Genomic DNA, 20,718 nt, shown 5'->3' on the forward strand with positions numbered 1-20,718 from the left:
TTTATTAGAAGGCCTTTTTTTTACGAAATATATTCTAAAGTTCTCTCGAGAGCCATTCCCCTCGATCCTTTTATCAAAATAGTATTATCTTCAAATAGAGTTGTTTTTAAATAATCAGCAAAAGCATCAAAAGTTTCGAAAAATTGAATCGTATCACTTGAAACTTTATTTTCATAAAATGATTTTCCAATCAAATAACAAAGTGACTCTTTTTGATTTACTAAAGAATCTACAATCAGTTTGTGTTCCTGCGGACTTTCTTCTCCTAGCTCAAACATATCACCAAGGATCATAATTTTATTTTGATTCTCTAATTGCAGGAAATTTGCGATTGCAACCGCCATACTACTCGGGTTTGCATTATAAGCATCCAAAATAATTTGATTAGAACCTTTATTCAGTAATTGAGATCTATTATTTTCCGGAATATAATTTTCTATCCCATGTTTTATCGCAGCGTCTTCTACTTTAAAGTATCTTCCAATTGCTGCCGCAGCATTAATGTTATTAGCATTGTAAAGTCCTATTAAATGTGACTCAACCGTAAAATCATTATAGTCAATAACCACAAAAGGATTTGCCTTTATATCTTTAATTTTTAGATCTGCGTTTTCTTTATTTATTCCAAAAGTGAAGGATTTTATGCCGTTTGATTTTTCAATTTGAATAGCATCTTCAAGATTAACAAAAGCAATTTTATTGTTTTTTGCTAAGTATTGATACATTTCACTTTTTCCTTCAATAACACCTTGAACACCTCCAAAACCTTCTAAATGGGCTTTTCCAAAATTGGTTATATAACCAAAATCAGGCTGGGCAATTTCACACAAAAATTTGATTTCTTTTTTGTGATTTGCTCCCATTTCGACAATTCCAATCTCTGTTTCTTTTGTAAAAGAAAGCAGCGTTAAAGGAACTCCAATATGATTATTTAAATTTCCAATAGTAGCTTTGGTTTTAAACTTTTGAGACAAAACAGCATTTATCAATTCTTTTGTTGTCGTTTTTCCATTACTTCCTGTAAGAGCAACAATAGGAAGTTTTAAATAGGCACGATGAAATTTTGCAAGTTCCTGAAGCGTCTTTAAGCTATTATTTACCAAGATCGTTCTCTCATCAATAAAACAAGATTCGTTGTCAATAACAACATATAAAGCACCTAAATCAAGCGCTTGCTTAGCAAAAGTATTTGCATCAAAATTCTCGCCTTTTATAGCAAAAAACATAGAATCTTTTTCAATTTTTCGAGTATCAATTGAAAGAGACCTGCATTTTAAAAACAAGTTATGAATTTCCTGAATATTCATTTATAACACTTTAAAATTATAAAAATAAAAAAATTCCAAATTCCAAAATCTGAATATTTCAGTATGGAATTTGGAATTTTTTTATTGAGTTTTTTAAACTTTAGTTTCTTGGTGATTTTCTTCTTTCAGTTTTAGCACCAACTCTAGACATTGCACATCTAAATCCAATGTAATCAGTTGCCATATCCTGAGGGAAATATCTTCTTTGAGCTGGATCTAACCAGTAAGCTCTATCTCTCCAAGATCCTCCTTTGTAAACTCTTACTTTATCATCGATTAAAGTAGTACGTTTACTAGAGTTATCATATTTTCTAATCATTTTACCTAAACTATCAACTGTAACGTTATGTTTAGGAGAATTGTACATTGCCTGATCAGCTTTAGGTCCAGACTCAGAATCTCCAAAGTCAAAGAATCTTGAAGATTGTTTATCTCCGTCTCTATAGTTGATGTTATCGCTTGTACTGAAATTTTGTCTTAAGTAAGTTTCTTGCTCATCAACCGGAACCTGAGCAATTTCTCCAGGAAGGTTTCTTGCAATCACTTTACCGTTGCTTAAAGTATCGTATTTAATTGAAGCAGTCGAAACGATTTCAATTTTACCATCTTTACCAATTTTGTTTTTAGCATATTGATTTCCTCTGTAATAGTTAAAATCATTTGCTTCATTATCGATAATAGGTCTGTAAACATCGGCAACCCATTCTGCTACGTTTCCTGCCATATCGTATAATCCGAAATCATTTGCAGCATAGCTTTTTACCTTATTTGTAATATCAGCACCATCATCAGACCAACCAGCAATTCCACCGTAATCACCGTTTCCTTGTTTAAAGTTAGCCAATTGATCCCCTTTATTTTTACGTTTTGCTGAACGAGTATAATCTCCAGACCAAGGATATTTCTTTTGTCCTTTGTAGATGTTATATTCTCTTTGTCCAACATCAGCAGCAGCAGCATACTCCCATTCTGCTTCAGTAGGAAGTCTGTATTCTGGTAAAATTACACCAGAAGAACGTTGTGCATAAACATTATGCTCTTCAGGTACAACACCATCTTTTCCTGCTTTTGGTCTTTTCCCTGCTGGATTTTTCTTTAAAACTAACTCTTCGTTTCCACCATAAGTAGTAGTTGGAGAAGCTAAGTAAGTTTCAGTATTAAATAAGCTTTCTGCACTAACATCTTGTGTTTTAGCTCCTTTTTTAAGATATCCGTTTTTTTCTAAAACAGCTTCGTTTACACGGTCTGTTCTCCATTTACTAAATTCAACAGCCTGAATCCAGTTAACACCAACTACAGGATAGTCAGCATAAGAAGGATGTCTTAAATAGTTATTAGTCATCGTTTCGTTGTAACCTAAACGATTTCTCCAAACTAAAGTATCTGGCGATGCTCCTTCGTAAATATTTTTGTAATTTTCTTCTGTTGGAGGAAAAACTTTCTTCAACCACTCAAGGTATTCTAAGTACATACCATTCGTAACTTCAGTTTCATCCATGTAGAACGATTGAACGTGCTGTTGAGTTGGTGTGTTATTCCAATCGTGCATAACATCATCCTGTACTTTACCCATAGTAAACGTACCTCCTTCAACAAAAACTAAACCAGGACCAGCCTGTTGTTTTTTCCCAGCATTTCTAGCAGCTGTTCCATTCTGACTATCTACATCCCAGCCAGTTGCTCTAGAAGCGTGACTCGAACTCGATTTTTTGCTACAACTAGCCGTGCCCAACATCAATACCATTGACATCATTAATTGCAAGACTACAATTTTGTTTACTTTCATACTCATTCTTAGGTGATAAATTTAGGTGCTGCAATATAATAATTAACATTTAATTAGCAACATCTGTTCTCATAATTTTATTTAGCTGTTTTTTACCAGAAAATAACCTATAGTTACGAACGCAAAAATATACTTTTTATTATTACTATAACATTAAATACTATATTTTTACTTACTAATTTTATTTTAATTAAATTTCGGTTTTAAAGCTAATGAAACAAGCCATAATCCTATACATCTTTCTACTTCCTATCTTATCATTTTCCCAGATAAATGGGAGCTTAACGCTCGATTGGCAGAGTAAAAAAGAGATGAATTACGGCAACAGCAAAATTATTATTCCCTACTTTTCCGGAAACACTTTTCGCTTTGACATTACAAAAAAAAGCATAACACTGCTGCTTAATCTGAATCAGGCAAACGTCGCAAACAATAGTTCAGTAGAAATCACAAATATCAATTTCGAATCAATTTCAAGAACTGATTTAGGCGATTTAGCTATAGAAAACATTCCGAATAAGATAACCGAAACGATAAAAATCACTAATTCAAGAGATACAAAACAGGCATTTCTGTCTCTCTATCCTATTATAAAAGACGGAAGTAGCTATAAAAGAATCAGATCATTTTCTTACAATATAAATAATTCTTCAGCAAAAAGCAGCAACTCATCGGTATTTCAAAAAGCAGCGGTTATTTCAAATTCTGTTTTAGCTTCTGGAGACTGGTATCGATTTTATGTAGAAAAATCTGGTGTTTATAGAATTACGCGAGCATTTCTTCAAAGTCTGGGTTTTGACCCAAGTAAAACGGATCCCAGAAGAATTAAAATTTATGGAAATGGCGGAAGAATGGTTCCATTAGCCAACAACTCTTATTATCCAGAAGATTTAACCGAAAACGCCATTCAAATTATTGGCGAAAGCGACGGTACTTTTAACAACGAAGATTATATCTTATTTTATGCCGAAGGTGCAGAAAAATGGAACGATGAAAGCCAGACTAATTTAAACTTATACAGTAATCGATCTTATTATTATGTTACTTCATCAGGAAACGATGGAAAAAGAATTGCAAACCTAACTCAGCCAACAGCAAGCAGCACTCTTGAATTGAACACGTTTGATGACTATCAATATCACGAAGTTGACCAAACCAACATTGTTCATCTGGGACGTCAATGGCTGGGAGAATCATTCGATATTAATCAGGAACAGGAATTTACTTTTAACTTCCCTAATCTTGACACAACTATACCTGTAAAAATTGAATTAAACGCAGCTTCTGCTGCTTTTACGCCAACTTCATTTGTTGTTGCCGCAAACGGACAAAATATCGCAACGCTAAATTTTGCAAGTTTAACAGCAAGTTCAGAAATTAAATATCTAACCAGCAAAACTCCTCCAAATACAACATTTACAGGTGCCGAAAGTGTAAAAATCAAGCTTACCTATAATAATAATGGTGTACCAGGCTCAAAAGGATATTTAGATTACATTAATCTAATTGCAAAAAGAAAACTTTTAGGAATAGGCAAACAATTTAAATTTCAATACAATTTAGCAGGTTCAACCGCAGGAATTGTAAATTATACTATAGGAAGTGCTTCTGGAATTTCTCAAATTTGGGATATTACAGACCTATATAATGTATCAAAAGTTGAAAATGCAAATCAAGCCTCTTTTAGCTTTAAAGCTAATCTGGGTGAAATTAGGAATTATATTGCTATTGATCCTGCTGATTATTATACTCCATTAAAAGAAAATCAGTCAAAAATTGCAAATCAAAACTTAAAAGGAACGCTTTTAAAAAACAATCAAAACAGTTTTCAGGATATTGATTATGCCATTATAACCCCAAGATCTTTAGCATCGCAAGCCGAGAGACTGGCGAATTTCCACAGGACTAATTCCAATTTAATTGTAAAAGTTATTTCGTTAGAAGATATCTATCAGGAATTTTCATCAGGAAAACAAGACATTGCTGCTATTAGAAATTGTATACGCTATATTTACGACAATGCATCTTCTCCAGATAAAAAAATAAAATATGTAAACTTATTTGGCGATGCCTCTTACGATTATAAAGATCGTATTTCTAACAACACTAATATTGTACCTATATATCAGTCCTTAAGCAGCAACACAACTGGCGAAGCCTCTTTTGCTTCTGATGACTTTTTTGGACTTATGGATTCTAACGAAGGAATTGTTACTTACCCTTTTGGAGGAATTGACATCGCTGTTGGCCGAATGTTAGTATCAGATAATGCGCAAGCACAGGAAATGGTCAACAAAGTTTTAGAATATCACGATACTAAATCATACGGAAACTGGAGAAATAATTTTGTTTTAATAAGCGATGATTCTGATCAAAGTTCAGACGCTACATTACAATCACGTCAAAATAGTTTAGCCGATGTAATTGCTGTTGAAAAGCCATTTTTAAATATCGACAAGATACTTTTAGATTCTTATACACAAGAAGCTTCTGCGGGCGGATCAAGATATCCAAAAGCAAGAACTGATATTTTTAATGCTTTTGAAAAAGGCGCATTAGTCTTTAATTATTTAGGTCATGGAGGTGAAGACGGATTAGCAGGTGAAAGAATCTGGGAAAAATCAGACGGGCAAAATCTGAACAATCAATATAAATATCCGTTATTTATAACCATTACCTGCGAATTTTCACGATTTGATGACCCTACCCGACCAACTGCCGGCGAATATACTTTTTGGAATCCAAAGGGCGGTGCAATTTCTATGCTGACAACAATTCGAACTATCGGGCAATTTAATGCCGAAAATTTCAATGATAGTTTAAGCAAAAACCTGCTTTCATACGGTTCAAACCAATATAATAGCATTGCAGAATCGCTGCGAATTTCAAAAAATGAAAACCCAAGTTCTTCGAGTAATGTTGTTGTATATATAGGAGATCCGGCTTTGATGTTAGCCATTCCAAAACCGCGAATTAATTTAACGAAAGTAAACGATATTGTGATTTCTCAACCAATTCCTGACTTTAAATCTTTATCAAAAATTAAAATTTCGGGAGAAATTACAGATGAAAACAATGTTCTTTTAAGCAATTATAACGGAGAACTTGCCACAGCTATTTTCGATAAAATGATTACGGCTTCGACCTTAAATAATGATGGATATAGCCCTGCAATGTCATTTAAAACTCTTGGAGAAACCATATTTAGAGGGAATGCCTCTGTAACCAACGGCCAGTTTGAGTTTAGCTTTGTTGTACCAAGAGATATTCGTATTCCTGTTGATAATGGCCGAATTAGTTTTTATTCTAAAAAAAGCCAAGCACTTGAGAATCAATCGGGCTATAATAATGTGATAAAAATAGGAGGAATAAATGAAAATGCACCTCAGGACAATATAAGTCCAAAAGTTAAGTTATATATGAACGATGAAACTTTTGTATCTGGCGGAATTACAAATGCATCGCCCTTTCTTTTAGCGTTTTTAGAAGATGAAAATGGTATAAATACAGCTAGCGGAATTGGGCATGATATTATAGCAGTTCTGGATGGAGACGTAAGTAATCCGTATATTTTGAATGATTATTATCAAACAAAATTAGATGATTATACGAATGGAAATTTACGTTTTCCGTTACGAAATTTATCTGCCGGATTACATACCATTAGTTTTACGGCATGGGATGTTTATAACAATCCTGTAACAAGCGAAATACAATTTGTTGTGATTGGTGACGAAGAATTAAAATTGACACATGTGCTCAATTATCCTAATCCTTTTTCAACATACACACAATTTTGGTTTTCACATAATAGACCGTATGAACCTTTAGATGTTCAGGTTCAGGTTATGACAATTACAGGCAAAGTGGTTTGGACAAAAAACCAAATCATTACAACTGAGGGCTTTTTATCAAGGGAAATAACATGGGATGGAAAAGATGATTTTGGCGACCGAATTGGAAAAGGAGTTTACATTTACAAACTGACTGTAAAATCGAACTTAACAAATAAAAAAGCAGAAAAATACGAAAAACTTGTCATTCTATAATATTATATATATTTGTAACATAAATACCATTAGTCCCAAAAATGAGAAAAATATCACTTTTATTAATTTGTTTATTAGTAATTTCCTTCGCCAAAGCCCAAAACATTGAACCTATTACAACAGGAGTTCCCTTTTTATTAGTCGCAGCCGATGCAAGAGCAGCCGGTTTAGCAGATCAGGGAGTTGCCACTTCATCAGATGTTTTTTCACAACAATGGAATCCTGCAAAATATGCTTTCGCAGAAGATGCACAGGGACTTTCAATAAGTTACACTCCGTATTTAACGGATCTTGCCAACGATATTTCGCTTGGTCAATTGACTTATTATAACAAAATCAACGAAAAGAGTGCCTTTGGAGCAAGTTTTCGTTATTTTGGTTTTGGAGGAATTGAATTAAGAGAAACCGGAGATCCAAACGAAGCAACACGAGAAGTAAATCCTAATGAATTTGCATTAGACGGATCGTACTCTCTTAAATTAAGTGAAACTTTCTCGATGGCAGTTGCCGGTAGATTTATCAGCTCAAATTTAAAAATTCCTTCAGGCGAAGTTGATGCTTCAGCTGCAAGATCATTTGCTGTAGATGTTGCTGGTTTTTATCAATCAGAAGAAATTGCATACAGCGATTTTAACGGAAGATGGAGAGCAGGTTTCAACGTTCAAAACTTAGGGCCAAAAATCAGTTATGATAATGACGATTTAAGCTCAAACTTTTTACCAGCTAACTTAAGATTAGGAGGAGGTTTTGATTTTATTTTAGATGATTATAATAAAGTTAGCGTAAGTGCTGAATTTACCAAACTATTAGTTCCAACGCCGCCGGGGCCTGGAACACCTTTTGATGCAAATGGAGACGGTGATTTTACAGATCCGGACGACATTTCACAATCAGAAGCAAACGCAATTAGCTATAACAAATATAAAGACACTGGCTGGGTAGAAGGAATTTTCAAATCATTTGGAGATGCTCCGGGAGGTTTTAGCGAAGAAGTTAAAGAAATAACCTATAGCGCAGCAGCAGAATATATGTATCAGGATTCGTTCGCAATGAGACTAGGTTACTATCACGAAAGCCCTGAAAAAGGTGCGAGACAATTCTTCTCTTTAGGGGCAGGTTTTAAATACAATATTATAAAAGTTGATGTTTCGTACTTATTTTCGGCATCAAAAGTTAAAAATCCTTTAGAAAATACACTTCGTTTCTCTTTAACTTTTAACTTTGGCGACAAATACGAAGTTTATTAAACTAAAAACATAAAAAATAATTACAATCCAAATTTCTAACTTTTTAGAAATTTGGATTTTTTTTCCCATAAAAACAATGAAAGAAATTAGCATTACATCGTCGTTCACTATTTACGACAACATCAATGAGCTTTCTCAAGACATACAAGATTTAATGAATCAGGCCATCGAAATTCGTAAAAAAGCTTACGCTCCTTATTCACAATTTAGAGTTGGAGCCGCCCTTCTTCTTGATAATGGAAAAGTAATTTTAGGATCGAATCAGGAAAACGCCGCATATCCGTCAGGATTATGCGCAGAAAGAACAGCTATTTTTTATGCAGGAAGCGCATATCCTGAAGCCAAAATTTTAAAAATGGCAATTACTGCCGCTTCAGATACAAATCAAACTCAGGCACCAATTCCACCGTGCGGTTCTTGCCGTCAGTCGATTGCAGAATATGAAATCAAACAAGACATCCCTATTGAAATTTATTTTATGGGCGAAATTGGCGAAGTTTACAAATCGGCATCCCTAAAAAATCTGCTCCCTTTTATGTTTGATAAAAAGTTCTTGTAAAAAAAAGCCAAAAAAGACCTTTTAAATTTTAGTTCTTAAACGGAATGTCTTATTTTTGCATCCCGACCTTTCGGGCGCAAATTTGTGGGAGGAAACTATTTTGCGTTACAGGCAACAATTGATAACACAAACAACTTTAGCAAAAGAAAGAATTCAGATGAAAGAAGTTACAAAAGAGGTATATTTAAAGTGGTACGAAGACATGCTGCTTTGGAGAAAGTTTGAAGACAAACTTGCAGCATTATACATTCAACAAAAAGTTAGAGGTTTTTTACACCTATATAATGGTCAGGAAGCTGTATTAGCGGGCGCTCTGCACGCTATGGACCTGACTAAAGACAAAATGATTACTGCATACAGAAATCACGTTCAGCCAATTGGTATGGGAGTTGATCCTAGAAACGTAATGGCAGAACTTTTAGGAAAAGTTACTGGAACTTCTAAAGGCATGGGAGGTTCAATGCACATCTTTTCTAAAGAACACCGTTTTTACGGAGGTCACGGAATCGTTGGTGGTCAAATTCCTGTTGGTGCAGGTTTAGCTTTCGCTGATAAGTATTTCAATACTGGCGGAGTTACTATGACTTACTTTGGTGACGGAGCTGCGAGACAAGGTTCTTTACACGAAGCTTTCAACATGGCTATGTTATGGAAATTACCAGTTGTATTTATCGTTGAAAACAACGGTTATGCAATGGGAACTTCTGTAGAAAGAACTGCAAACCACACTGATATCTGGAAATTAGGTTTAGGTTATGAAATGCCTTGCGGACCTGTTGACGGAATGAACCCTGTGAAAGTTGCCGAAGCAATGCACGAAGCTATCGAAAGAGCACGTCGCGGAGACGGACCAACTTTCCTTGAAATGAAAACGTACCGTTACAGAGGACACTCTATGTCTGATGCACAATTATACCGTTCTAAAGAAGAGGTAGAAGAGTACAAAAAAATTGACCCAATTACGCAGGTTCTTGATGTAATTTTGGATCAAAAATATGCTACAGAAGAAGAAATTGAAGTTATTGACCAAAGAGTTAAAGACTTGGTTGAAGAATGTCAGAAATTCGCTGAAGAATCTCCATACCCAGACTTACAACAATTATACGATGTAGTATACGCACAAGAAGACTATCCATTTACACCTCATAAACTATAACATCATGGCGATTAAAGTAACAATGCCTCGTTTGAGCGATACAATGACGGAAGGAACGGTAGCGACTTGGTTAAAAAAAGTAGGCGACAAAATTAGCGAAGGAGATATCTTAGCTGAGATTGAAACAGACAAAGCAACAATGGAGTTCGAATCTTTTAACGAAGGAACTCTTTTACATATTGGAATTCAAGCTGGAGAAACTGCTCCGGTTGATTCATTATTAGCCATCATTGGTAAAGAAGGAGAAGATATTTCTGCTCTTTTAGCTGGTGGTGATGCTCCTGCTGCTGAAGCTCCAAAAGCGGACGCTCCTGCTGCAGAAGCAAAAACAGAAACTGCTGCTCCTGCAAAAGCCGCAGCGGAATTACCAAAAGGCGTTATAGTAGTAACTATGCCACGCTTGAGTGATACAATGACTGAAGGTACAGTAGCAACTTGGTTGAAAAAAGTTGGTGATGCTGTATCAGAAGGAGATATTTTAGCAGAAATTGAAACAGACAAAGCTACTATGGAGTTTGAGTCTTTCAATGCTGGAACATTATTATACATCGGAATTCAAGAAGGAAACACTGCTCCAGTTGACAGCTTATTAGCTATTATTGGACCAGCTGGAACTGATATTTCTGGAATTGCTGACAACTATACTGCCGGAGGCGCTGCAAGTGCTCCTGCCGCAGAAGAAACAAAAGCTGCACCTGCTGCTGAAAAAGCACCAGAAACTGTAGCGGACAACTCTAACGGAGGAAGAATTTTAGCTTCACCTTTAGCTAAGAAAATCGCTTCTGACAAAGGAATCCAATTGAACCAAGTTAAAGGTTCTGGAGAAAACGGACGTATCGTGAAAAGCGATATCGAGAACTTTACTCCATCTGCACAAGCACAAACTACTGCTTCAGCACCAGCCGCTAAACAAGAAGCTTCTGCTCCTGCTGCACCAAAAGTATTTGTTCCTGCCGGAGAAGTTTACACAGAAGAGATCAAAAACTCTCAAATGCGTAAAATTATCGCAAAACGTCTTGCTGAATCATTATTTACTGCACCTCACTACAACTTAGTGATCGAAGTAAGCATGGACGAAGCAATGGGCGCAAGAGCAACAATCAATACTGTTCCGGATACAAAAGTATCTTTTAACGATATGGTAATTAAAGCTTGTGCTTTAGCATTGAAAAAACACCCAAAAATCAACTCTCAGTGGAAAGAAGATGCAATCATCATCAACCACCACGTAAATATTGGTGTAGCTGTAGCTGTTGAAGACGGATTAGTAGTTCCTGTATTGAAATTTACAGACGCTATGAGTTTATCTCAAATTGGTGCTGCTGTAAGAGATCTTGCAGGAAGAGCTAAAAACAAAAAATTAGGACCACAAGAAATGGAAGGAAGTACTTTTACAGTATCTAACCTTGGAATGTTTGGTATTACTGAATTCAATTCAATTATCAACCAGCCAAACTCTGCAATCCTTTCTGTAGGTGCAATTGTTGAAAAACCAGTAGTTAAAAACGGTCAAATCGTAGTTGGAAACACAATGATGTTATCATTAGCTTGTGACCACAGAACAATTGACGGTGCAACTGGCGCTCAATTCTTACAAACATTAAAACAATACATCGAAAGCCCAGTTACAATGTTGGCATAATTTCAATGTTTATCCTGAGCGAAGCCGAAGGGTCAGCCTGAGCTAAGTCGAAGGTAATATTTAATAAAATCCCGTTTTGTTTATTCAAAACGGGATTTTTTGTTTAATTTTCCTCCTCAAATTCAATACTTCATAAAATGAAAAAACTAACCTTTCTAATCTTGTTTCTTACAGCAATAGCCTGCCAGAAAAAAGAACAAACAGAAAAACCAACCAGCGTTGTTGATGAACACAGTTATTCTAAACCAGAACTTGCTGTAGTTAAACACCTTGATCTTGACATTAAAGTTGATTTTGACACACAGACTATTTCAGGAAAAGCTTCGTGGACAATTGACAACATCAGCAAAGGAAATGAAATTATTTTCGACGAAAACACGCTAAACATTACCAAAGTAACTTTAGGTGACGACGAAAAAGAAACCAAATTTGAACTTGGAAAAGACGTCGAATTTCACGGAAAACCTCTTCACATTACAATTGAACCAAATACAACCAAAGTAAACATTTACTACAGCACAACTAAAGATGCTGTTGCGTTACAATGGCTTTTACCGGCACAAACTGCAGATAAGAAGAAACCTTTCCTTTTTTCTCAGGGAGAAAGCGTTTGGTCAAGAACATGGATTCCATGTCAGGATTCACCGGGAATTCGTTTTACATACAATGCAAAAGTTACTGTTCCTAAAGATTTATTAGCGGTAATGAGCGCCGTAAATCCTCAGAAGAAAAATGATACCGGAGTTTATACTTTCAAACAAGACAAAGCAATTCCATCTTATTTAATGGCAATTGCCGTTGGAGATATTGAATTTCAAGCAATCGACAACAGAACCGGAGTTTACGCAGAACCATCAATGCTGAAAAAATCGGCTTGGGAATTTGCTGAACTTGGAAATATGGTTGTCGCCGCCGAAAAATTGTACGGTCCATACCGTTGGGGACGTTATGATGTTTTGGTTTTACCTCCAAGTTTTCCTTACGGGGGAATGGAAAATCCAAACCTAACATTTTTAACTCCGGGCGTTATCGCTGGAGATCGTTCTTTAACTAGTTTATTAGCCCACGAATTAGGTCACAGCTGGAGCGGAAATTTAGTTACAAATGCAACTTGGGACGATATTTGGTTAAACGAAGGTTTTACAACTTATGTAGAACACCGCATTGGAGAAGCTATTTTCGGAAAGAAAGAATTTGAAATGCAAAACGTTATCACAAACAAAGAATTGGTTGATAATGTAGCAGAATATGGAGATACAAGCCCAGATACAAGACTTAAAGTTTCGCTGACAGGAAGAAACCCTGACGACGGAATTAGTCAAATTCCTTACGTAAAAGGATATTCATTTTTAAGAGTTATCGAAAACGCTGTTGGACGTGATAAATTTGATCCGTTCATTAAGAATTATTTTGATTCACATGCTTTCAAATCAATTACTACAGAAGATTTCGTGAAATATTTAAACGAAAACCTTATTAAAGGAGATAAAGCATTAGCCAATAAAATTAAATTAGAAGACTGGATTTACAAACCGGGAATCCCATCAAATATTCTTCCCGTAAGCTCAGTAGATTTTGATGCTATCGATAAAATTCAAAAAAGCTGGAGAGAAACTGGTGTTACAGGTTTAAGTAAAAAAATTACAACTACAGCCGAAAAACAGCATTTTATAGATCATCTTCCTACTGATATTACAGCAAAAGAAATGGAAGCAATTGATAGTGAATTCAACTTTACAAAAGGAGGCAATTTCATCATTAAACGTCAATGGTTTGTTCAGGCACTAATTCACCAATACAAACCTGCTTATCCTGCAATCGAGCAATTTTTAATCGGAATCAGCAGAACAGGTTCTGTAATGATGCTTTATAAAGAAATGGTTAAAACACCTGAAGGAAAAGTTTGGGCAAATCAAATTTTCGAAAAAGCAAAATCCGGTTATCATGCAACAACTATTCAAGCAGTTGAAGGCATTTTGAAATAAAAAATAACCACGAATTCCGTGTACAATTTATATCCCGAAGGGATTACATATCGGTAGAAAAAAAATTGCGATCGTTTCCATTGTCCCGTCAGGGACTACACATTATATAGAATCCGTTTAGTCCCTGACGGGACAAATGACTTTAATGCGTAATATTCTTTTTCTACCGATATATAATCCCTCTGGGATAAAAGCATACTTATTCAAATCCCCGATTACGATGTGTAATCGGGGATTTTTTTATTCAAAAAAACACCTCAGGGAAAATTGTCCATCACATAGTGTACATTCTCCATGTTCTAAAATCTGCAATCGTCGCACCTTTGTAATGTCAAAAGACAACAACTAATAAATAACATAAAAAATTAAATAAAATGACACGATTAACAGCATTAAACCCAGACGAAGTAACAGGAAAAACTAAAGATTTATTCAACGCAGTACAATCAAAATTAGGCGTAGTTCCAAACATGATGAGAACAATGGGAAATTCACCAGCAGTTTTGGAAGGATATTTAAACTTTAGCGGTGCATTAAGCCACGGAAAATTAAGTGCAAAAACAGGAGAATTAATTGCCTTGGCAGTTTCAGAAAGCAATTCATGTGATTACTGTGTGGCAGCTCATACTTTTATTGGCGGAAAACTATTAAAAACAGACGCACAAGTTTTACAAGATGCGAGAAAAGGAAATTCAGCAGATGCTAAAACAGAAGCTATTTTACAATTAGCCAAAACATTAATCAGCAAAAATGGATTAGTAAGTGATGAAGATGTAAACAAAGCTAAAAATGTAGGAGTTTCTGATGCTGAAATTGCAGAAACTGTAGCGCACGTAGCATTGAACGTTTTAACAAACTATTTCAACAATACTGCAAATACACAAATCGATTTCCCAGAGGTTTCAAGCCTATAATTTCAAAAAATTCAAACAAAAAACAATTTATAAAGATAGTTGTGAATTCAATTCATGACTATCTTTATATTTCTAAAAACCACAGCAAATCATGAGTCAGAATGTTTTCACTTTAATTAATCCGCAAAATGGAAATCTAGCTTTTAAACTGCTGCCGTTTGATGGCAACAGCCATTTTGATCATTTACAGCGAAACAATTATTTCTCTCTAATTTGGGTTACCAAAGGAAAAGGCAAAGTAAAAGCCGATTTTGCTGAACATCAATTTGAAGAAAACTCACTCCTCGCCTTTTCCCCTTATCAGCCTTTTATGCTTTGCGTAAACGAACCAATTGAAGGAATTGCGATTCATTTTCACCCTGACTTTTACTGCATACACATGCACCAAAAAGAAGTTTCCTGCAACGGCGTTTTATTCAACAACGTTTATCAGCCGCCTTATACGAAAATTACAGAACAAGCGGCACAGACTTTTACAATGGTTTTAGATCAAATGAAAACGGAAATTCAAAATGCAGAATTGGCACAATACGAATTGCTTATTTCCTATTTAAAAATCTTTTTGATAACAGCTTCCCGATTAAAAAATGAACAATTAGAAGAAATGAAATCCGTTCCGGATTCAAAAGAACCTGTGATTCTTCAAAATTTAAAAGATGCCATTGAACTCAACTTCAAAACCAAACATTCGGCCGGAAATTATGCCGATTTATTGAACATTTCGCCTAAAGCATTGGCAAAATTATCCAAGAATTATTTCAACAAAACCTTAACCGATTTAATTGCCGAAAGAATTATTATTGAAGCCAAAAGAGAATTGTATATGACCAACAAAACGGTAAAAGAAATCGCTTATGAATTAGGTTATGACGACGAACATTATTTTAGCCGATTTTTTAAAACAAATGCTGATGTTTCGCCGCAAATTTATCGTGAAACGGTAGGTTTTGGAAAAATGGAAGCTTAATTTTTATTCTTAGCTTCAATCCATTTTGACATATACATCGCGCTTTTATAAGCGTGATGCTGCAATAAATTCCCCATAAAATTATGAAGACGATGACTTTTGGAATCCACCAACAATGAATTTACAAAAGACACTAATTCATCTGAATATTTATCCTTCTGATAACATTCATTAATAATGACAATGCCGTTTTTTTGAGATTCTTTCCAAAGATTTTCATCCTGATAAAGTTCAATTGCTTTTTTAGCAAATTGAGATGCATCATCTTCAACAAATCCGTTCCAGGGTAAATTGGCATGCATCGCTTCTGAACCAATTGAAGTGGTTACACTTGGCGTTCCGCATTGCATCGCTTCTAATAATTTTCCTTTTAAACCAGCTCCAAAACGAATTGGCGCCAAAACAACTCGTGCTTTTTTCACCACTTCATTTGCATCTTCTGCCCTTCCCATAATAAAAAATCCATTTTTAGACTGATGCAATTGCAATACTTTTTGCGACGGATAAGCGCCATAAACTTCTAAAACAGCTTCCGGAAAATCTTTTTTTATTGAAGGCCAAATCGCTTCTTTTAAATATTGAACCGTATTCCAATTGGGTTCGTGAAGAAAATTTCCAATGAAAACAAAATTCTTGCGATCTTCAAATGAAGGTAATTTCGAAAGATCATTCTCAGATAATTTATCAACCAAAAAAGGAAGATAGAAAAGCAAATCTTTATTTATTCTGAAAACATCTTGCAGCATATTCATTTCAAATTCAGAAATAATCAGAGATAAATCACATCTTAAAATACTGGCGATTTCTCGTTTTGCTACTTCTTCAGAAAATAAATCTACTATTTCAAAATTTCGATTTTCTTTAAAAGCTTTTTGGCGCGCCGTTCGCAGACAATGTAAATCTTCGGTATCTAAAATTCGAATTGCTTTTGGGCAGTTTTCTGTGACGCGCCAGCCAAATTGTTCCTCGATCATAAAACGATCAAACAAAACAACATCTGGATTTAATTCAGTTATAAAATCATCAAAACTGGCAGAATTGAGTTCGATACTTTTTTTGGCAACTCCAAATTCAGATAAATCAACCATAAAATCGCTGTCTAAAGCCGCACTTACAAATGTAATTTCAAATCCATTTTGTTTGAAAATAGAAATTAACTGCATCATCCTTCCGCCTGCAGCAGAAGAATTTGGCTCAGGCCAGACAAACCCAATTATGAGAAGTTTTTTTATCTGATTCATCGTTATTTATTTTAACATACAAAATAATGCTTTTTTGAGCGCAATCGCACGACATTTCCTGACTTTTAGTAATAAAAATCACTAATTTTGCAAGAATTAAATGCTGGGAAATTATGTTGGGATTAAAATTAGCTACAGACCCTCGCTGGGTCAATATCGTCGAGTCAAATATTGAAGAAATTTTAACTGATCATGCATGGTGCGAACAAAAAGCAGCCTCAAACGCAATCAGTATTGTGACTTACAACTCTGAATTAGAAGAATTAGTAACCGAAATGCTTGTAATTGCCCGCGAAGAACTGGAGCATTTACAAATGGTTCATGATGTTATAAAAAAACGCGGTCTTACTTTAGGACGCGAACGAAAAGACCATTATGTAAATGAGCTTTTTAAATTCATGAAAAAGGACGGCAGCCGACGCGATGCACTTTGCGACCGTTTATTATTTTCAGCCATGATTGAAGCCCGAAGCTGTGAGCGTTTTAAAGTACTTTCTGAAAACATAAAAGACGAAGAATTAGCTAAATTCTACCGCGATTTAATGATTTCTGAAGCCGGACATTATACTACTTTTTTAGGATTTGCCAGAAAATACCAGGACAATATCGACATCGATAAACGATGGAAAGAATGGATTGAATATGAAGGTTCTATCATTACCAATTATGGTAAATCAGAAACCGTTCACGGATAAATTATACTCCTTTTTTTTACTCTATTTTTTTTATTTAAACACCACAAATTGCTATGCAAAAAAGTAAATCCAGATCAATCGTATTCAAAATTGCGAAGTATTTAGGGATAACTTTCGCTGTTATTTTAGCATTATTATTTTTAACGCCAATCGTTTTTGAAGATCAGATCAAAGAACAGATCAAGAAAACAGCCAACGAAAGACTAAGCGCAGAATTGAATTATTCTGATGTTTCGGTTTCGTTTTTCCGTCATTTTCCGTCACTGACTTTAACTTTAGACAATTTGAGTCTTAACGGTTCAGCGCCATACAAAAACGAAAAATTCATTACGGCAAAAGAGGTTTCTTTTGGAATAAATGTAGCTAGTTTGATTTTTAGTAAATCGGTAAAAATTGACCAGATTTATTTGTCAGATTCGTTTATCAATGTAAAAGTAAATCCAAACGGAGAAGCAAATTACAACATTTACAAATCGCAGGCTAAAGCCACGGAAAAAAAAGACAGCACAGATACTGCTTTAAAACTAGAAAAAATTGAGATTTTAAACAGTAAAATTATCTATGATGACAAATCAACAAAAGTTCATTTTGATGCTTTAGGCTTTAATTATTTAGGAAAAGGTGATTTGAACAAGGCGGTTTTCGATTTATCTTCAAAAGCAAAAATTGAAAAATTAAATATCATCTATGAAGATGAGCCGTATTTAATGAATAAAAAAATTGATGCCGATTTAATTACCAAAGTAAACATCAACTCGTTATCCTTTTTCTTCCAGCAGAATAACTTAAAAATCAATCAGCTTTTAGTCGATTTTAAAGGGAAATTCGATATTTTAAAAGATGGTTACAATATGGATTTTGTAATTAAATCTGATAACAGCGATTTGTACGATGTATTTACAGCTTTTCCGCCAAAATACATTACATGGCTTTCTAAAACAGAATTAAAAGGAAATACGACTTTACTTTTTACTTTAAAAGGAGATTATATTACCTCGCAGAATATTGCTCCAGATTTGAATCTTGACGTAAAAATCGACAACGGATTTGTGAATTATAACAAAAGTGCGTTTCCGGTTTCTAATTTAAATTTTGAAGTTAAAACAAAAGTTCCGTCTTTAAACCCTGATCTTTTAACGGTTGATGCTAAAAACTTATCCTTAAGTATTAACAAGGATTATATAAAATCTAAATTCTTTGTAAAAGGTGCAAACACACCAGAAATCAATGCCGATTTTAAAGCTAAAATTGATCTTAGCAAACTAACAAAAGCTCTTGGAATTCCAGATGTAGAATTAAAAGGTTCTTTAGCCGGAGATATTCAGGCAAACGGGAAATTTGATCAAAAAAATAAACTTTTCCCTGTTACAAAAGGTGTTTTTGATTTAGAAAATGGATATGTGAAAACAAAATATTATCCAAACCCAATTACCAATATTACCATAAAATCTAAAATCGACAATCAAAAAGGAACTTTTGACGATTTAAAAATAAAGCTAAAACCTGCTCAATTTACTTTTGAAGGAAAACCTGTTTTTGTAGAAGCTGATTTGAGTGATTTTAATGATTTAGCTTATGATATTAAAGCAAAAGGAGAATTAGATGTAAACAGAATCTATAAAGTATTTTCTCAAAAAGGATTAGATCTGGACGGTTTCGTAAAAGCAGATTTGGTTTTGAAAGGAAAACAAAGCGATGCCGAAAAAGGGAATTACAGCAAATTGTACAACAAAGGAACGCTTGAGTTAAGAAACATTGGGATTGCATCAGAATATCTGCCTAAAAAATTCATTATCAAAGAAGGGATTTTCAAAATCAATCAGGATAAAATGTCATTCAATAATTTCCTGGCCGCTTACGGGCAATCTGATTTTAAAATGAATGGTTATCTACAGAATGTTTTCAACTATGTAACTACAAATACAGGGGTTTTAAAAGGCTCTTTTAATGTTTCGGCTCGATATATCAATGTAGATGAATTTATGTCGAATACATCTGCTGATGCTTCTGTAACAAAAAATGCAGCTCCAAAACCAGAAACAAAAACCGAAGCTGCACAAACCGGCGTTATTATTATTCCAACAAACCTGAATTTACAATTATTGGCAAATGCCCAAAAAGTAAATTTCGACAAGTTAAATCTTCAAAACGCAACAGGTCATTTAACCATGAACAAAGGTAAATTGACGATGCAAAATACAGGATTTGATTTAATTGGCTGTAAGGTTGCTATGAATGCAAATTATCAGGCCGTAACGCCGCAAAAAGCAAATTTTGATTACGCTATAAAAGCATCAGACTTTGATATTAAAAGAGCATACAATGAAATAGAGGTTTTTAGAAAAATGGCAAGTGCAGCCGAAAAAGCACAAGGAATTGTCTCCCTAGATTACCAATTAAAAGGACGCTTAAACGGAAAGATGGAACCTGTTTATCCTTCGCTTGTTGGCGGTGGAGTACTTTCTGTAAAAGATGTAAAAGTACGAGGATTAAAAATGTTTAATGCGGTAAGCAAACAAACAAGTTCTGAATCGATGAAAAACCCTGATGTTTCAAAAGTAGACATCAAAAGCACGATCAAAAACAATATTATGACCGTAGAACGCTTTAAATTTAAGTTTGCGGGCTTTAGACCAAGAATTGAAGGAACAACAAGCTTAGACGGAAAATTGAATTTAAAAATGCGTTTAGGTTTACCTCCATTGGGAATATTCGGAATTCCGTTAACTGTTACTGGAACTCAGGATAATCCTAAAGTAAAAGTGGGACGTAAAACTGAGGATTTGGAGGAGACAAAGGACACTGAATAGAAATTTCAATTTTTCAAATTCCAATTGTTGCTGACTTATTAGCTTAGAATAAATCTTATAGACCTTTGTCAAAGTTTAAAACTTTGACAAAGTTTTTTTTTTACAATCTTGTCATTGCGAGGAACGAAGCAATCTCTACAAGAAACTCTATAAAGAAATTCGACAATGCTAGTTAGACCTGACAGGTTTTAAAAACCTGTCAGATCTGCTTTACGTTTATCAAACTTGACAATAAAAACCAAATCTTGTCATTGCGAGGAACGAAGCAACCGCACTAACAATGATCAGTAATTGATTTAGCACGTGAGATTGCTTCGTTCCTCGCAATGACTAAAAACAAAAAACCCGATCTTTTCAGAA

At 34.6% G+C, this 20,718-nt stretch carries 13 protein-coding genes; 10 read left to right on the plus strand and 3 right to left on the minus strand.

Going from position 1 to position 20,718, the window contains the following annotated elements:
* Positions 1 to 20: 20 nt before the first annotated feature.
* Together BUE10_RS05795 and gldJ are read right to left on the minus strand one after the other, a co-directional pair.
* On the minus strand, positions 21 to 1,307 hold the full coding sequence (locus BUE10_RS05795; RefSeq protein ID WP_073483223.1) for a UDP-N-acetylmuramoyl-tripeptide--D-alanyl-D-alanine ligase: 1,287 nt from the start codon (positions 1,305 to 1,307) through the stop codon (positions 21 to 23).
* 100 nt (positions 1,308 to 1,407) lie between these two features.
* A complete protein-coding gene (gene gldJ / locus BUE10_RS05800; protein WP_073483226.1) occupies positions 1,408 to 3,093 on the minus strand; it encodes a gliding motility lipoprotein GldJ in 1,686 nt (561 codons plus the stop codon).
* 212 nt (positions 3,094 to 3,305) lie between these two features.
* Between gldJ and porU the strand changes: the two genes are divergently transcribed.
* The 8 genes from porU to BUE10_RS05840 all read left to right on the plus strand — a co-directional run bounded on the left by porU (position 3,306) and on the right by BUE10_RS05840 (position 15,612).
* Positions 3,306 to 7,142, plus strand: a complete 3,837-nt coding sequence (porU, locus tag BUE10_RS05805) for a type IX secretion system sortase PorU (protein WP_073483229.1) — start codon at positions 3,306 to 3,308, stop codon at positions 7,140 to 7,142.
* Between the two features lie 41 nt (positions 7,143 to 7,183).
* Positions 7,184 to 8,389: a type IX secretion system outer membrane channel protein PorV gene (gene porV, locus BUE10_RS05810; RefSeq protein WP_073483232.1), complete on the plus strand. Its 1,206-nt coding sequence runs from the start codon at positions 7,184 to 7,186 to the stop codon at positions 8,387 to 8,389.
* A 76-nt stretch (positions 8,390 to 8,465) separates the two neighbouring features.
* The gene (cdd, locus tag BUE10_RS05815; protein ID WP_073483234.1) at positions 8,466 to 8,948 is read left to right on the plus strand and encodes a cytidine deaminase; all 483 of its coding nucleotides are present in this window, start codon (positions 8,466 to 8,468) and stop codon (positions 8,946 to 8,948) included.
* A 157-nt stretch (positions 8,949 to 9,105) separates the two neighbouring features.
* The gene (gene pdhA / locus BUE10_RS05820; protein ID WP_053472631.1) at positions 9,106 to 10,104 is read left to right on the plus strand and encodes a pyruvate dehydrogenase (acetyl-transferring) E1 component subunit alpha; all 999 of its coding nucleotides are present in this window, start codon (positions 9,106 to 9,108) and stop codon (positions 10,102 to 10,104) included.
* 4 nt (positions 10,105 to 10,108) lie between these two features.
* Complete coding sequence (locus BUE10_RS05825) at positions 10,109 to 11,746, plus strand: pyruvate dehydrogenase complex dihydrolipoamide acetyltransferase (RefSeq protein ID WP_073483237.1); 1,638 nt, start codon at positions 10,109 to 10,111, stop codon at positions 11,744 to 11,746.
* 137 nt (positions 11,747 to 11,883) lie between these two features.
* Positions 11,884 to 13,731, plus strand: coding sequence for a hydrolase/aminopeptidase (locus BUE10_RS05830; protein WP_073483239.1), 1,848 nt, complete (start codon positions 11,884 to 11,886; stop codon positions 13,729 to 13,731).
* A gap of 374 nt (positions 13,732 to 14,105) precedes the next feature.
* The gene (locus BUE10_RS05835; protein ID WP_073483241.1) at positions 14,106 to 14,645 is read left to right on the plus strand and encodes a carboxymuconolactone decarboxylase family protein; all 540 of its coding nucleotides are present in this window, start codon (positions 14,106 to 14,108) and stop codon (positions 14,643 to 14,645) included.
* 91 nt (positions 14,646 to 14,736) lie between these two features.
* Entirely contained in the window at positions 14,737 to 15,612 is an 876-nt protein-coding gene (locus tag BUE10_RS05840; RefSeq protein ID WP_083597978.1) for a helix-turn-helix domain-containing protein, read from the plus strand.
* Here the strand turns inward: BUE10_RS05840 and BUE10_RS05845 are convergent.
* The gene (locus BUE10_RS05845; protein ID WP_073483245.1) at positions 15,609 to 16,853 is read right to left on the minus strand and encodes a glycosyltransferase; all 1,245 of its coding nucleotides are present in this window, start codon (positions 16,851 to 16,853) and stop codon (positions 15,609 to 15,611) included. The genes BUE10_RS05840 and BUE10_RS05845 overlap by 4 nt on opposite strands.
* Positions 16,854 to 16,966: 113 nt before the next feature.
* On the opposite strand from BUE10_RS05845, the gene BUE10_RS05850 reads away from it, so the two are divergent.
* Entirely contained in the window at positions 16,967 to 17,548 is a 582-nt protein-coding gene (locus BUE10_RS05850) for a MiaE family protein (RefSeq protein ID WP_053472563.1), read from the plus strand.
* Between the two features lie 53 nt (positions 17,549 to 17,601).
* Positions 17,602 to 20,358 (plus strand): AsmA family protein, encoded by a 2,757-nt coding sequence (locus tag BUE10_RS05855; protein WP_073483248.1) that lies wholly within the window; start codon positions 17,602 to 17,604, stop codon positions 20,356 to 20,358.
* Positions 20,359 to 20,718 lie beyond the last annotated feature (360 nt).

Source organism: Flavobacterium sp. CF108 (assembly GCF_900129795.1).
Classification (GTDB): domain Bacteria; phylum Bacteroidota; class Bacteroidia; order Flavobacteriales; family Flavobacteriaceae; genus Flavobacterium.